This window comes from Novisyntrophococcus fermenticellae (assembly GCF_018866245.1).
GTDB classification, from domain to species: domain Bacteria; phylum Bacillota; class Clostridia; order Lachnospirales; family Lachnospiraceae; genus Novisyntrophococcus; species Novisyntrophococcus fermenticellae.
Genome location: NZ_CP076458.1, coordinates 1,764,029 through 1,779,345, shown reverse-complemented (window position 1 = coordinate 1,779,345; position 15,317 = coordinate 1,764,029). Strand labels below are relative to the sequence as shown.

The window sequence follows — 15,317 nt, the reverse complement described above, 5'->3', positions numbered from 1 at the left end:
TCTGCGTACGCAGAACACCTCCAGGGAAGAAAGATGAACTACTTATATCGCTACATAAAACCATATATCGGCATCATGTTTGTCGGGCTGACAATCAAAACGATAGGAACACTGTCTGAATTGGCACTTCCGTATATCTTAAGCTATATTCTCGATACAATTGTTCCAGCCAATGGAAAGGTATCCATGATTAGCGCGTGGGGATGCCTGATGATTTTCTTTGCCCTGGCCGCGCTTATCTGTAATGTCAAGGCAAACCGCATGGCGTCAAGAGTCTCGCGGGACTGTACCGAAAAAATCCGCCATGACCTGTTCCATCGCACAATGACTCTTTCAGCGAAACAGATTGATACATTCACAATTCCGTCTCTGGAATCCAGAATCACAACAGATACATATAACGTACAAAGCTTTATAAACAGAATACAGAGGTTGGGCGTGCGGGCACCACTTTTGCTTTTGGGTGGAATTATTGTTACATTGGTCATGGACCCATTTCTTTCGTTAGTTATGATTGCGGTGCTTCCTGTAATCTTTATACTCGTCTACTTCATTTCAACACTGGGAGTAAAACTTTACTCCAACGTACAGAAATCCATGGACAACATGATTCGTGTGGTTCGCGAAGATTCACAGGGTATTCGTGTGATTAAAGCTCTTTCCAACGTAGGAAGAGAACAGCAAAGGTATGATCAGGTGAATCAGAAGCTTGTGGAAAATGAGAAGAGGGCAAGTTTGATTATGGGAACTGCCAATCCGGTCATGAATCTTATGATGAATCTTGGGATTACATTTGTTGTTTTAATAGGTGCCTGCCGGGTGATGGGACATCAGACCGATCCAGGTAAGATTGTGGCATTTACACAATACTTCACCATGATTTCTACAGGCATGATATCAATTACCCGTATGTTTATGATGTATACCAAATGTTCTGCTTCCGCTTCCAGAATTCAGCAGGTAGTGGATGCACCTGAGGATCTTATGCTGCATTCAGAAAGTAAATATCCACCTAAGCATGAGAATGGCCATATTGTCTTCGACCAGGTGGATTTTGCATATAGCAAAGGGCGGGATATATTGCAGAACATAAGCTTTTCATTGCCACGGGGAAAGTCTATGGGAATCATCGGTGCCACCGGAAGTGGAAAGACAACGCTAATCAGTCTTTTAATGCGGTTTTATGATGTGGATTCCGGAGCCGTACGTATTGACGGCCGGGATATAAGAACCATCCCGGAAGAACAGTTACATCAAAAATTTGGTATTGCTATGCAAAATGACTTTCTTTACTCGGAAACGATTGAAGAAAATATTCGGTTCGGCCGGGAAATAGAAATGGAGGACATTGCCCGTGCCGGAGAAATAGCGCAGGCCAATGATTTTATTACTGATTTTCCGGAAGACTACAGGCATGTACTCACGCAGAAAGCAACCAACCTGTCCGGCGGGCAGAAACAGCGCCTGCTGATTGCCCGTGCATTGGCAGAAAATCCTGACATTTTGATATTGGATGACTCTTTCTCGGCATTGGATTATAAAACAGATGCAAGCCTCAGAAGAGCCATCTCACAACATATGAAAAGTGATATGACAATGATTGTGGTGGCTCAGAGAGTCAGTTCTGTGAGGAACTGTGATCTGATTCTCGTATTAGATAAAGGGCGGGTTATCGGAAAAGGAGATCACGGACACCTGATGAATACATGTTCCATTTACCAGGAAATCAGTGAATCGCAGATGGGAGGCATGTTCCTTGACTAAGAGAGATACGATACCGGAACAAAAAAACGGATGGTATACCTTAAAGCGTTTGCTTTGCTATATGAAAGAACAGTGGAAGCTTGTATTTACTGGACTTCTTTTAGCGGTATCTTCCAATTATCTGGCTTTGCTTGGACCACGTTACCTGGGAAATGCCATTGATGCAATTTCAGATAAGATAGGCGTACGGATGGATGTGGTTATGCAGAACTTCTGGAAGATGCTGGTATGTTATGTGGTTTCGGCGGCTTTGGCCTGGGTTTTGAACTATGCGATGGTTACGTTAAGCAGAAAAATTATTTACACCATGAGAAAACAGCTTTTTGAGCACCTCACGACCTTGCCCGTTTCATACTTTGATAAACATACTACGGGAGATATAATCAGCCGGATTTCCTATGATGTTGATACAGTAAATGAAACGCTTTCTACGGATCTTGTCCAGATTCTGGCAAGTATTTATACGATTTTTGGCTCGTTGTATTTTATGTTTATTATATCAAAACCCTTAATTTTGGTTTTTGTGGTCACAGTTCCTATGACAATCATATTCACACGGCAGAAGGCGAAGAGGATACAGCCACTTTTTAGAAAGCGTTCCAGAAAACTTGGGGAATTAAACGGGTATGCCGAAGAGATGCTTTCAGGCGCAAAGACGATTGGGGCTTACCATCAGGCGGATGTGATTACCGGGCGATTTGATAAGCGCAATAAAGAAGCAGTAGATGCCTATTACGATGCTGAATATTATGGAGCGATGCTTGGACCTTCTGTAAACTTTATCAACAATCTTTCAATCTCCCTGATTATGATATTTGGCGGAATTCTTTACCTGATATCTCAGAATGGAAGCGTACCAGAAGGATCCATGCTGTTTATTACCATGGGCGGTGTTACCCAGTTTATTATGTATTCCAGAAAGTTTTCCGGACCAATTAATGAATTTTCCAATATTATCAATGAATTCCAATCTGCATTTGCAGCTGCGGAACGTATCTTTCGAATTATGGATGAGAAGCCGGAGGAGGCAGACAGACCGGACGCAAAAGATATTTCAAATCCATCCGGTGATGTGGAGCTTAAAAGAGTCAGGTTCGGATACGATTCTGAACAAATAATTCTGCATGATCTGTCACTGCACGCGAAACCAGGCCAGACTGTAGCGATTGTGGGGCCTACAGGTGCGGGAAAAACCACAATCATTAATTTGCTGATGCGGTTTTATGATGTAAACACCGGTGAGATTTTTATAGACGGGATTGATATTCGTGATATAAAAAGAGATAATCTGCGAAGTTCTTATACAATGGTTTTACAGGATACATGGTTGTACTATGGAACAATTTTTGATAATATAGCTTATGGAAGTGAGGATGCAACGATGGAAGAAGTGGTGGAGGCGGCAAAGGCTGCGAGGATACATTCCTTTATAGAGAGTCTGCCTTATGGCTATCATACCATTCTTTCCGATGACGGAGTTAATATTTCAAAAGGACAGAAGCAGTTGATTACCATAGCACGTGCCATGCTCTCGAAGAGCCGTATCCTGATTCTTGATGAAGCGACTTCTAATGTTGATTCACGAACTGAAATTAAAATTCAAAAAGCTATGTCGGAATTGATGCATGAACGCACAAGCTTTGTTATCGCACATCGACTATCCACGATTCAGAATGCAGATCTTATTCTTGTTATAAAAGATGGAAATGTAGTCGAACAAGGGAGTCATACGGAACTGTTAAAGGCAAATGGTTTTTATGCATCCCTTTATAATTCACAGTTTGCATAACGTAGGTAAGGATATAAATTATGACAGATAAAGAAATTTTAATGATACATGGTACAAGTTATAAGAAAATGACAAAGGAAATTCTGTCTGCTTCTGACCTGATAGGAAGAATTGGAGATACAAATCGAGCGATAGGCATTAAACCAAATCTGGTGTCTCCCAGTGATGCCTCTTATGGTGCAACGACACATCCCGAAGTTGCAGCCGGAATTATAGAATATCTCCAGGAGCATGGCTGCAGGCATATTGTGATGATGGAAGGCTCCTGGGTGGGAGATAAGACGGAGGACTCGGCGGAAGTCTGTGGATTTATTCGTTTATCTAAAGCATATAACGTGCCGTTTATCGACACACAAAAAGAAAAAGCCCATGCGCATGAGTGCGGCGGGATGGAGCTGGAGATTTGTGACTGTGTCCAAAGCGTAGATTTTTTAATCAATGTACCAGTATTAAAAGGACATTGCCAGACCAGGATTACCTGCGCACTTAAGAATATGAAAGGACTGATTCCAAACAGGGAAAAACGCCGCTTTCATTCTATCGGACTGCACAAGCCGATTGCACATCTGGGGCTGGGGATACATCAGGATTTCATCGTGGTCGACAACATCTGCGGAGATCTGGACTTTGAGGATGGAGGAAACCCCGTGCCGATGAACCGTGTATGGACTGCGGCAGATCCGGTGCTGTGTGATGCCTATGTCTGCCATATGCTGAATTATGAAAAAAAGGACGTCCCATATATTGGTATAGCAGAGGAACTGGGTGTCGGATGTGGAGACTGGAGACAGGCTGTAGTATGTAACTGTAATGAGAAAACAGAAGAACTGCATATTCCCCGGAATCGTAAAATCATCGCGTTGGAGGATGCTGTGGATGAGGTGGACTCCTGCTCCGCATGCTATGGATATCTGATACCCGCGCTGGATCGATTAAAACAAGAGGGAGTATTAGATAAACTGGATACGAAAATTGCTATTGGACAGGGATATCGTGGAAAGACAGGGACACTAGGAATCGGGCATTGTACGAAAAAGTTTGACTGCCATCTGGAGGGCTGCCCGCCTACGGAAGAACAGATTTATGCTTTTTTAAAAGAATATTTAGAAAAATCAAAAAACGCGTTTTGAAGTTTAAGCTTTAAAACGCGTTTGATCCATACTACTGAGCTGTTTTCCTTTTAAAATCGGCAAACACAGTCATAGAATTGAGAACCATCTGGTATGTCAGTTTTGCCATGTGTTCAGGAGTCTCACTACCGTTACTGTTTAGCCATATCTTTATCAGCCCTATACATCCGGAAAGACAAAAGGCATAGGCATACTTCAGATTCTCTATGGGGTGGGGAAAATAGCGGTTGAGGGCCTGCATGCTGTTTTCTTCAATAATTTCCTCTATTTTATAGATAAAGGTACTGTCTCCGTTCGGACCCATAAGTGCCATACAGATATCCTTATTTTCGGACAATATGGAAAACATGTCCGCAATAAATGGAAATGTATTTTCATTCAATCCAATCGGGTGCGCATCAATCGCGTGAACAATCTCAGCCAGAAGGCCCTTTTCAATCTCATCCAACATGTTATAAATATCCGTATAATGGAGATAGAATGTTGAACGGTTAATATCAACCTTATCCACCAATTCTTTTACCGTAATTTCGCGGATACTTTTTTCGTTCATTAGTTTCGCAAGCCCTGCACGCAGCTGGGCTTTTGTTTTTCTGATACGTCGATCAGTCTTTTCAGCCATAATAGCGCCTCCTGATAATAGACAGTTTTTTAAAAAATGTATAGTTTTAAATATATATACACACATCTGTCTGCTATTCGATATACATGTGATTCATTGACGGTTGTATCTCTTAACTGACCTTAGTATAATACAGAATGTTCAGAAAAGCAACACTGCATCTATTAAGCTATAGAGAGTATATTGACAGAAAGGGGATAGAAAAGATGATTAAAAATGAATGGCAGAATCTTCTTCATAACAAGATGCTGCTGATCGTATTGATTGCGATTGTAGCAATTCCTACAATTTATACGACTCTGTTCTTAGGTTCCATGTGGGATCCTTACGGACAGCTGGAACAGCTTCCGGTGGCTGTTGTCAATGAAGATAAGGAGGTTGTATATTATAATGAGAAGCTGGACGTTGGCTCCAGGCTTGTACTTAACCTGAAAGAGAATGATTCGCTGAAATTTGATTTTGTAAATTCTTCTATTGCAAGAAAACGTCTTGAAGATGGAAAGTATTATATGGTTATCACCATTCCGGAAAACTTCTCAAAAAATGCTTCTACACTATTGGATGACAAACCACAAAAGATGGTTCTTCTATACGATACGAATCCCGGAAGAAACTACATTGCCACTAAAATGAGCGAGTCTGCTTTATCAAAAATCAAGGATTCCGTGGCAACGGAGGTGACAAAGACCTATGCGCAGGTAATGTTTGAGCAGATAGGGACAGTGGGAGCAGGGATGAATGAGGCAGCTGCCGGCTCTGGTACTCTGAAATCAGGCCTGGAACAGCTCTCCGATGGGAATACGAAAATTTCAGCTAATCTGCAGCTTCTTTCTGACAGCACACTGACTTTTAAAGGTGGAAGCGATGAGCTGAAACAGGGCCTTGAAAAATATATTCAGGGTGTGGAGCAGGCGAATAAAGGTGCAAAACAGCTGAATGCAGGAGTATCACAACTAAAAGCTGGTACGGATGAGGTCCAGGCTAAATTACCCGAACTATCGAAAGGTGCCGGACAGCTTGCAGAAGGAACCAAAGGTTTATCCGATGGAACTTCCCGATTGGTGAACGGAGGCAGGGAGTTAAAAGACGGAGCTGTCCATGTAGATGATAATATGCGCACACTGAATGCCGGACTGAGCCAATTAAGAGACCAGACTTCTATGCTCCCGGAATCTGCTGAGCAGTTGGATACAGGAGCACAAAGTCTGAAAACAGGAGCGGCAAAACTCCAGACAGGTATGAATGGGCTGAATCAAGGCATGAAAAGTCTGCAAAACGGCGCCCTGGAACTGAATGGAGGATTGACGCAGCTGGCCGGTCCGGGTGCGGAACAATTATACAACGGACTGGATAAAGTAAAAGCAGAATTGTCCAATCAACTTATAAGTACAGCGGACAGCATTTCTGCCGGAGATGCAGGTGAGGATGTGGGATACCTTTCTGATATGCTGGATACAGCCGTAGCATCTGGTGATACAGCCCAGATAGCCGAGATAGCCAGGAAGGCCATCGGGTTGGCCGAGAGCAATCAGGATGCTGCAAGAACAGCAAATAGCAATGTGCAGACGCTGCCGGATAATGCCAATATAGAGAATGCAGTGGAAACCGCACTTGATAATTACAAAGAGCAGGCGTTGCAGCAATATGTAGCAAAGGTTGAAGAGGCGCAGGCGGGAAGTGCAGCACTTCTGGGAGGGATGAACAGCATGGCGGAAAATTCCCAAAGCCTGGCCTCCGGAACGGATGAACTGAACAGTGGGATTAAAAATCTGGCGGATGGAACCAGCCAATTGAAAACAAGTGCACCATTGATGACTGCAGGTATCGCTTCTGCCCAGTCAGGTGCCAGACAGCTTCAAAGGCAGGGAACTTCTGTGTTAAAGGCAGGAACAGAAAACCTGTATCAGGGAGTTGACCAGTTAGATACAGCCAGCCATGCACTGGAGCAGGGAACAGAAGCTTTAATGGGCAAACTGCCGCAGCTCTCTGGCGGTGTTTTCCAGTTAGCGGATGGCGTAAATCAGTTAAAGAATGGAACTACAAGCCTTAACAGTGGGACACAGGAACTGATTTCTAACAGCAAGTCTCTATTGTCAGGCAGCAGTCAGTTATCGATTGGGGCATCCCGGATTTGGGATGCTACCAGCGAATTGACGAATGCTTCTGCCACACTGGGCGATGGTTTGGATGATGTTTTGAAAGGCAGTGATGCATTGAAAACAAGCCTTGAAGATGGGGCAGGGGAGGTCAATGAAATTTCTGCAGATAATAATACATTAAATCAATTCGCCGATCCGGTGGAGGCAAAAGAAACGCAGATTACAGATGTCAGAAATAATGGCCATGCAATGGCCGCGTACATGATGTCCGTTGGGCTTTGGGTAGCTTGTATCGCATTCTGCATTATGTATCCATTGACCGAGTATAGTGGTGAATTGAAATCCGGATTTAGATGGTGGCTCAGTAAAGCAGCTGTAATTTATCCGATTGCGGTGCTCATGGCATCTGCCATGGTTGGGATGCTGTATCTGATCAATGGATTCAGACCTGTGGAGTGGGGAAAAACAATACTTGTGGCCTGCATCGCATCAATGACATTCATGTCAATCATGTATTTCTTTAATGTACTCTTTGGAAAAGTAGGAAGCTTCATCATGTTGATTTTTATGGTGGTACAACTTGCGGGTTCTGCCGGAACTTATCCAATTGAACTGTCGGGTTCATTTGTTGCTAAAATTCACAAGTGGCTGCCATTTAGCTACACGGTGGATGCTTTCCGTGCAACGATAGCAGGAGGAAGCAAGATTGGAAATGCTGTATTCGCTCTTGCCGTATTAACAGCAGTATTTACCGCAATGACCGTATGGATATTCCAGATTCGTGCATCGAGATTGAAAAGAGGAAAACAAAGTTTGTATGACTATATAGAAAAAGCAGGATTGGCTTAACAAACTGACGAAAAAAAGCTGTCACGTGAACTACGGGGCAGCTTTTTGACTAAAAAAGTTTCTTCTGAAAGAAATAGGGCTCAGTATGAATTTTATATGCTATAATATGAAGCGACAGTCAATATCAAAGGAGCCGGAGAGAGATGAAATATATAAAACAGTTTGCAATTATTTTAAGCATGACCTTTTTAGGTGAGCTTCTGCATCATGTGATACCCCTGCCGATACCGGGAAGTATCTATGGACTTATCCTGTTGCTGTTGTCATTGATTACAGGGATTGTAAAAACGGATCAGATAAAAGAAACAAGTACATTTCTGATCGAAATCATGCCTATGATGTTTATACCTGCTGCAGCGGGACTTTTGACTTCATGGGGCAGTCTGAAACCGGTTTTGCTTCCGGTTTGTGTAATTACCATCGTTTCAACCGTGGCGGTTATGAGTATAAGCGGAAGGGTGACACAGTGTATCATACGTAAGGAGAAAAATAAATGAGCAGCTTTTTTGGCCAGTCAGTTTTTTTTGGAGCATTTATAACTATATTTGCTTATGAAATCGGAGTATTGATCAGGAAAAAATTCCATAAAGCGATATTTAATCCCTTGTTGATTTCTATTATTATCGTGATGATGGTTTTATCTGTACTACACATTGATTATGATACATATAGCAAAGGCGGAGTCTATATAAGCTATTTGCTGACACCTGCCACAGTCTGCCTCGCGGTTCCTCTTTTTCAGCAGCTTCAACTACTGAAAAGCAACTGGAAGGCAATTCTTGCAGGAACATGTGCCGGAATTCTTACCACGATGGTTACGGTTCTGCTGTTTGCAGTCCTGTTTAATCTGAATCATGAGAACTATGTTACTCTGTTGCCTAAGTCAATTACGACTGCAATCGGTATGGGTGTATCGGAAGAACTTGGCGGTAATGTAACAATTACAGCCGCTGTCATCATAATTACCGGTGTACTGGGAAATATGATTGCAGATCTGGTATGCAGAGTTTTCAAAATTGAGGAACCGATAGCAAAGGGAATCGGAATCGGATCGGCTGCACATGCAATTGGTACCGCGAAAGCCATTGAGATGGGAGAAATCGAAGGTGCCATGAGTTCCCTTGCAATTGCTGTTGCCGGTCTTTTGACAGTGTTTGCAGCTACAATGTTCAGTTATATACGATAGGAGGATACTATGATTCTTACAATTGAAAGAGAATTCGGCAGTGGAGGGTTAGAGATTGGAAAAATCCTCTCAAAACATTATGGTATCCGCCTGTACGATGCAGAGTCCCTGCTGGATGCTGCGCAGGGTATGAGTGATTTTGATGAGGTACGTTCATTCCTTCTGGAGGAGCCGGTGAATAGTTTGATTTATGCAATTGCCATGAGTGAACTTATAGAAGAACGGGGGAAGATTCCCTTTGCCGTAATGAAAAAAATTGCATCAGAGAACGACTGTATCATTATGGGAAGGTGTGGGAATCATATTTTTCAAAATGATGAACGATTGACCAGTATATTCATACATGCGGATCTGAATTTAAGGATTCAGCGTATTGCGAGAGATTATCAGTTGAGTGAATCAAAGGCCAAAACACTTATTGAGAAAACAGACAGACACCGTAGTTCCTTCTATAAATATTATACAAGTAAGGAGTGGGCCGACATGTTTAATTTTCATCTAAGCATTGACAGCGGAAAACTGGGCGTCGCACATAGTGCAGATCTGATTATTGATTATATAGATAAACGCAGAGCCTTTATCAAGGAGGTTTGGAGTTGACGAAAGATATGGACGCTTATATAATAGAATTCGGAGGGAACATTGGAAAACTTAACAGAACAAGATATAAAGAAGATTCTGGAAGAGATTGAGTATCGGAAGCTGGTTTATCGCAAACAGGCACTTGAGGCTGTGAAGGAGGCCAGGGCCCAGGGTGACCTCAGCGAAAACTTTGAGTACCATGCAGCGAAGCAGGACAAAAATCAGAACGAAAGCAGAATTCGTTATCTGGAGAGACTTCTGAAGAATTCCAGAATGGTGGAGGACCATTCGAAATCAGACGAAGTGGGATTAGATAGTAAAGTGACCATATATTTGCCGGAGGATAATCTGGAGGAAACCTATAAGCTGGTCACATCCATCCGGGGAAATTCTCTGAAAGGATATATCAGTACGGAATCTCCTCTGGGGAGAGCACTGATGGGCCGTAAGGCCGGAGAGCATGTGAGAGTCAGAGTCAGTGATTCCTACAGCTATAATGTTATGATAAAGAAGATTGATAAATCTGTCGGAGAGGAGACAGATACGATCAGAAAGTTTTAGAATTATTCGGAAAACATACAGAAGATATGAGGAGGAAGACATGTATTTGAACACATTTTGGGGACTCATCATCCCCTTTGCCGGCACCACATTGGGCGCAGGCATGGTTTTTTTTATGAAAAAAAATATGGGAATCAAAGTGGAAAAATCCCTTCTGGGCTTTGCATCGGGAGTGATGATCGCAGCTTCTGTCTGGTCACTGCTCATGCCGTCTATTGATATGGCAGAAGCGCAGGGTGTGATTGCATGGATGCCGGCGGCCGTGGGATTTATGGCAGGAATATTTTTCTTGCTGCTGCTGGATACCGTTATTCCGCACCTTCATTTGAATGACGAACAACCGGAGGGGATTACATCCAAAAGTGCGAAGCTAAAAAAAACCACTATGCTTGTTCTGGCAGTGACCTTGCATAACATTCCGGAGGGAATGGCTGTGGGCGTGGTATTTGCAGGAGTTTTGGCTGAAAATACACTTATATCCATGGCAGGTGCATTTTCACTTGCAATAGGAATTGCCATCCAGAACTTTCCGGAGGGGGCGATTATATCCATGCCTCTTCGCAGCGAAGGTTTTTCAAAGGGAAAATCCTTTCTTTATGGTACATTGTCAGGAATCGTTGAACCGATTGCTGCATTAATCACCATACTGCTGACAAGCATTATACAGCCTGCACTTCCTTACCTGCTTTCATTCGCAGCCGGTGCCATGATTTATGTAGTAATAGAAGAGCTGATTCCGGAGGCACAGACAGGAGATCACAGTAATATAGGAACCATAGGAGCTGCTGTCGGATTTGTTGTGATGATGATATTAGATGTTGCATTAGGTTAAAGGAGCAAAAAGGGACATGAATTCAAGAAAAAAAGAAGGAAATTTTAAGAAACTTCTTAAATACTATAAAAATTATAAAGGTTTGTTTATATCGGATATGGTATTTGCCATGGCAGGTGCGGGAATAACACTTGCCATACCGTTACTGGTCCGCTATATCACGGGAACGGCGGTCAATCTGCCGATTACAGAGGCTACAGACCGAATATTTAAACTGGGAATGCTGCTAATCCTTATGGTACTGGTTGAGATGGGCTGCAATTATTACATTACCTATTACGGACATACAATGGGGGCGATGATTGAACGGGATATGAGAAATGAAATCTATTCCCATTATCAAAAATTATCGTTTGCTTTTTACGATAACCAGAAAGTCGGGCATCTGCTGTCTCGTATCACAAGTGATTTATTTGACATAAGTGAATTGCTGCACCACGGTCCCGAGGATATTGTGATATCGGTCATCAAGCTAGTAGGGGCATTTATCATTCTGTTATTTATCAATCTGCCGCTTGCACTGATTTCCATGGCCATTGTTATACTTATGCTCCTGTACGCAGTGTATATGAACCAGAGGATGAAGAACGCTTTTAAAGAAAACAGGAGAAGAATTGCGGATATCAACAGCCAGATTGAGGATAGCCTGTCGGGAATCCGCGTAGTGAAATCTTTTGGTAATGAAAAAGTAGAGATGGGAAAGTTCCAGGCGGGCAATGAACGCTTTGTGGATTCCAAACGTACAAGTTATCGTTATATGGCCATTTATCAATCTGGAATGGGCGCATGCACCACGTTGATTACGGTTGCAGCGCTGGTTGTAGGTGCCATATTTATGACAAGGGATCAGCTTTCTGCAGCCGATCTGGTGACCTTTCTTTTGTATATCAATAACTTTACAGAGCCCGTGAAGAAACTTGTAAACTTTACAGAAATGTTTCAGAATGGTTATTCGGGATATGAAAGGTTTCAGGAAATCATAAGTATTGCCCCTGACATCGAAGACCGGCCGGATGCGGTACATCTGAAGGATGAAGTAAAGGGAGCGATTCGTTTTGAAGACGTATCCTTCCACTATGAGGATACATCAGAAGAAGTATTTTCTCATGTGAATCTCGAAGTAAAACCGGGCGAATATGTGGCATTGGTGGGAAGCTCGGGGGCAGGCAAGACTACACTTTGCAGCCTGATTCCGAGATTTTATGATGTAAGCTCAGGGGTAATCTATCTGGATGGGATGGACATCCGTTCCATCTGTTTGAAAGATCTGAGAGATCGTATTGGAATCGTCCAGCAGGATGTTTATCTATTTGCTGGTACAATTATAGATAATATTCGATATGGCAATCCGAATGCAACGGATGAAGAAGTTATCCGGGCAGCGCGGGCGGCAAACGCCCATGACTTTATCATGGAGATGCCGGATGGATATGATACGGACATTGGACAAAGAGGTGTAAAACTCTCCGGCGGTCAGAAGCAACGCCTTTCGATTGCCAGAGTATTTCTGAAAAATCCTCCGCTTTTAATATTTGACGAAGCCACATCGGCCCTTGACAATAAAAGCGAACATGTGGTACAGGAATCTTTAGAGAAGCTGGCAAAGAACAGAACCACCTTTGTAATTGCCCACAGACTGTCCACGATAAGAAATGCTGAGAGAATCCTTGTGTTGGATGAAAACGGAATTGTGGAAGAAGGTACACATGAAGAATTGCTGAAGATGGGAGGCGAATACTCCAAGCTGTATCAGATGCGCTGAACTTTAACTTAAATAAAAGAAATAGAATCTTCTTAATATTGTAAAACATTCTGGATATTTTTGTGCTATAATCATCCTCAACATGCAACGGGAAGTTGACATAAGGTTGAAAGGTTAGGTACGGAAATATGACGAAGAAGAAAAAAATTTTGCTGACTGTTACAGGGGTCCTGCTGGCTTTTATGGCGGCAGCCTACATAGCAGCAGCATTATTTTTTTGGGGACATTTTTATTCGGGAACTACGGTCAATGGAACAGACAGTACATACCTGGGAACGGAGGCAGTAAAAAAGCAGGTAGCTGATTCCATCCAGGAATATACACTTGCTATCAGAAAAAAGGATGATACCATTGAAACTGTGACAGCGAAGCAGCTCCAAATTTCTTTCGAGGATGATGGGGAAGTGGACAAGCTTCTTAAAAGACAGAAACCGTGGTTGTGGATTGTGGAAATTTTCAAGAATAAGGTTCATGATTTAAAGGTATCCGTTAATCTTTCCGATGAATCCCTGGCATCTGTAGTAGATGGTTTGGACTGCATGCAGGAAGCAAATGTAACACCGCCCGGCGATGCGGTGATTGAAGAAACAGAGACCGGATTTACAATTACCCCCGAGACAGAGGGAAATCAGCTGAACAGGGATTTGGTGATTGAAGCAGTAAAGGATGCAGTACTTACTGATAAAAAGGAACTCGATCTGGAGAAGACGGAATGCTATCTGAAACCATCTGTTTATCAGGACGATGAAGGGCTGATTAACAGGCTAAATCACCTGAATCAGCTGATATCGGCAAAACTGACCATGAACTTTGGAAGCGGAAGAACAGAGACAGTAGATGCCGGATTGCTGAAAACCTGGATTATACAGGACGAATCCGGAACTGATTCTATTGATCAGAATAAGGCTGCGGCTTATGTAGCAGCGTTGGCCAACAGATACAATACGGCAGGAAGTAGCAGGACATTTACAAAAACCGGCGGCGGTACTGTAAAACTGACAGCGGGAGACTATGGATGGGTGATGGATACCGATACGACACTTGCCAACCTGATGAGTGCCATCGATTCCGGCACACAGGGAGATTTTGAGGTGAGCTATACAAATTCTGCGAAAAGCAGGGAAAGCAATGATATTGGGAATTCTTACGTGGAAATATCCATTGATCAGCAGACTACGTGGTGCTATGTGGATGGAAAACTCCTTGTATCCACTCCGGTAGTTACAGGGGATATAGCAAAAGGACATGATACACCCAGAGGAGGTGTATGGAAAGTCAAAGGAAGAAGAACAGACTATACCATGACAGGAAAGGTAGATCCCGCAACAGGAAAACCGTCTTATACGGCACACTGCAACTATTGGATTCCTTATAGTGAAGACTTTACAATCGGGATTCATGACCTCGTTAACCGTGCATCGTATGGCGGCAATATCTATCTGACCAACGGATCTCATGGATGTGTCAATACACCTCTGGAAGCAGTAAAGCAAATCTACGATGTAGTGGCTTATGGATTTCCGGTCGTGGTCTATTAATCTTAATACGATAAGATAAAGTCCATGGACAAGCATTAGCCCATGGACTTTTAAAATACTAAAGTATACAAAGGAACTGCCGGCGGCAGTTCCTTTGTACTTAAAAAGCTGCCTTGATTTCTCCACAGGCCATCTTTAATCCGGCGTGGCCGGAAGGAGGCGTTGTAAAATCATCCGGATTCTGATGTATCACAATGGTACGGTCAATTACTTCTTCCGGTACAAAGCGGTCTGTATAGACGATGCTCAGTGCATATCCGTTATCTGCCAGCAATGGGGGGAGGTCCCCCGTATGATTGGGGTGTGTGCAGTTGTAGATATTAAAATGTTCATGGACGTCGGCAAATGGGTCCGAAGCATTTCCAGTGCATCCTTTTCCGTCGTGTACATGAAATCCGAAAAAGTGTCCATGGCATACATTCTGTCCTTTCGGAAGACCGGATATCTCTGCTGCCACCAGAGTTCCGTCCCAGAAGGGATAGAAATACACATTTCCCTGTATCTCCTCAAATCCTGTTCTTCCATGAACAACTGCCTGAGCCTGCGGCTCAGAGTCCAAGATGAATTGCAATGCCGTGGCTAATTCATTTCTCATATTTTCAT

At 43.0% G+C, this 15,317-nt stretch carries 13 protein-coding genes; 11 read left to right on the top strand and 2 right to left on the bottom strand.

What is annotated here, in order from left to right; translation table 11 throughout:
- The first annotated feature begins 33 nt into the window (after window positions 1-33).
- Genes KNL20_RS08045 through KNL20_RS08035 form a run of 3 tightly spaced genes read left to right on the top strand, consistent with a single transcriptional unit; the run spans window position 34 to window position 4,683 of the window.
- The gene (locus KNL20_RS08045; protein ID WP_230397269.1) at window positions 34-1,764 is read left to right on the top strand and encodes an ABC transporter ATP-binding protein; all 1,731 of its coding nucleotides are present in this window, start codon (window positions 34-36) and stop codon (window positions 1,762-1,764) included.
- Window positions 1,757-3,553 (top strand): ABC transporter ATP-binding protein, encoded by a 1,797-nt coding sequence (locus tag KNL20_RS08040; protein ID WP_230397268.1) that lies wholly within the window; start codon window positions 1,757-1,759, stop codon window positions 3,551-3,553. The genes KNL20_RS08045 and KNL20_RS08040 overlap by 8 nt, the downstream gene beginning before the upstream one ends.
- Window positions 3,554-3,573: 20 nt before the next feature.
- The gene (locus KNL20_RS08035; RefSeq protein ID WP_230397267.1) at window positions 3,574-4,683 is read left to right on the top strand and encodes a DUF362 domain-containing protein; all 1,110 of its coding nucleotides are present in this window, start codon (window positions 3,574-3,576) and stop codon (window positions 4,681-4,683) included.
- 31 nt (window positions 4,684-4,714) lie between these two features.
- Here KNL20_RS08035 and KNL20_RS08030 read toward each other — a convergent pair whose 3' ends face one another.
- A complete protein-coding gene (locus KNL20_RS08030; protein ID WP_230397266.1) occupies window positions 4,715-5,305 on the bottom strand; it encodes a TetR-like C-terminal domain-containing protein in 591 nt (196 codons plus the stop codon).
- 206 nt (window positions 5,306-5,511) lie between these two features.
- Here KNL20_RS08030 and KNL20_RS08025 point away from each other — a divergent pair, with 206 nt between their 5' ends.
- The 8 genes from KNL20_RS08025 (at window position 5,512) to KNL20_RS07990 (ending at window position 14,714) form a co-directional block, all read left to right on the top strand.
- Window positions 5,512-8,253 carry a YhgE/Pip domain-containing protein gene (locus KNL20_RS08025; RefSeq protein ID WP_230397265.1) on the top strand — a complete coding sequence of 914 codons (2,742 nt, stop codon included), beginning with the start codon at window positions 5,512-5,514 and terminating at the stop codon, window positions 8,251-8,253.
- Window positions 8,254-8,396: 143 nt separating this feature from the next.
- Window positions 8,397-8,750, top strand: coding sequence for a CidA/LrgA family protein (locus KNL20_RS08020; RefSeq protein ID WP_230397264.1), 354 nt, complete (start codon window positions 8,397-8,399; stop codon window positions 8,748-8,750).
- Entirely contained in the window at window positions 8,747-9,439 is a 693-nt protein-coding gene (locus tag KNL20_RS08015; RefSeq protein WP_230397263.1) for an LrgB family protein, read from the top strand. The genes KNL20_RS08020 and KNL20_RS08015 overlap by 4 nt, the downstream gene beginning before the upstream one ends.
- Before the next feature lie 9 nt (window positions 9,440-9,448).
- A complete protein-coding gene (locus KNL20_RS08010) occupies window positions 9,449-10,039 on the top strand; it encodes a cytidylate kinase-like family protein (RefSeq protein ID WP_230397262.1) in 591 nt (196 codons plus the stop codon).
- Between the two features lie 42 nt (window positions 10,040-10,081).
- On the top strand, window positions 10,082-10,582 hold the full coding sequence (locus KNL20_RS08005) for a GreA/GreB family elongation factor (protein ID WP_230397261.1): 501 nt from the start codon (window positions 10,082-10,084) through the stop codon (window positions 10,580-10,582).
- 40 nt (window positions 10,583-10,622) lie between these two features.
- Window positions 10,623-11,414: a ZIP family metal transporter gene (locus tag KNL20_RS08000; RefSeq protein WP_230397260.1), complete on the top strand. Its 792-nt coding sequence runs from the start codon at window positions 10,623-10,625 to the stop codon at window positions 11,412-11,414.
- 16 nt (window positions 11,415-11,430) lie between these two features.
- On the top strand, window positions 11,431-13,176 hold the full coding sequence (locus KNL20_RS07995; protein ID WP_230397259.1) for an ABC transporter ATP-binding protein: 1,746 nt from the start codon (window positions 11,431-11,433) through the stop codon (window positions 13,174-13,176).
- 128 nt (window positions 13,177-13,304) lie between these two features.
- Window positions 13,305-14,714: a L,D-transpeptidase family protein gene (locus tag KNL20_RS07990; RefSeq protein ID WP_230397258.1), complete on the top strand. Its 1,410-nt coding sequence runs from the start codon at window positions 13,305-13,307 to the stop codon at window positions 14,712-14,714.
- Between the two features lie 100 nt (window positions 14,715-14,814).
- On the opposite strand, the gene KNL20_RS07985 is transcribed toward KNL20_RS07990, so the two are convergent.
- A complete protein-coding gene (locus KNL20_RS07985) occupies window positions 14,815-15,309 on the bottom strand; it encodes a superoxide dismutase family protein (RefSeq protein ID WP_230397257.1) in 495 nt (164 codons plus the stop codon).
- Between the last annotated feature and the right edge of the window lie 8 nt (window positions 15,310-15,317).

Excerpts from the sequence above, each read along its gene's own strand:
- KNL20_RS07985 (WP_230397257.1), bottom strand. The coding sequence starts at position 15,309 with ATGAGAAATGAATTAGCCACGGCATTGCAATTCATCTTGGACTCTGAG.
- KNL20_RS08025 (WP_230397265.1), top strand. The coding sequence starts at position 5,512 with ATGATTAAAAATGAATGGCAGAATCTTCTTCATAACAAGATGCTGCTG.
- KNL20_RS08010 (WP_230397262.1), top strand. The coding sequence starts at position 9,449 with ATGATTCTTACAATTGAAAGAGAATTCGGCAGTGGAGGGTTAGAGATT.
- KNL20_RS07995 (WP_230397259.1), top strand. The coding sequence starts at position 11,431 with ATGAATTCAAGAAAAAAAGAAGGAAATTTTAAGAAACTTCTTAAATAC.
- KNL20_RS08015 (WP_230397263.1), top strand. The coding sequence starts at position 8,747 with ATGAGCAGCTTTTTTGGCCAGTCAGTTTTTTTTGGAGCATTTATAACT.
- KNL20_RS08000 (WP_230397260.1), top strand. The coding sequence starts at position 10,623 with ATGTATTTGAACACATTTTGGGGACTCATCATCCCCTTTGCCGGCACC.
- KNL20_RS08030 (WP_230397266.1), bottom strand. The coding sequence starts at position 5,305 with ATGGCTGAAAAGACTGATCGACGTATCAGAAAAACAAAAGCCCAGCTG.
- KNL20_RS08045 (WP_230397269.1), top strand. The coding sequence starts at position 34 with ATGAACTACTTATATCGCTACATAAAACCATATATCGGCATCATGTTT.
- KNL20_RS07990 (WP_230397258.1), top strand. The coding sequence starts at position 13,305 with ATGACGAAGAAGAAAAAAATTTTGCTGACTGTTACAGGGGTCCTGCTG.
- KNL20_RS08035 (WP_230397267.1), top strand. The coding sequence starts at position 3,574 with ATGACAGATAAAGAAATTTTAATGATACATGGTACAAGTTATAAGAAA.
- KNL20_RS08020 (WP_230397264.1), top strand. The coding sequence starts at position 8,397 with ATGAAATATATAAAACAGTTTGCAATTATTTTAAGCATGACCTTTTTA.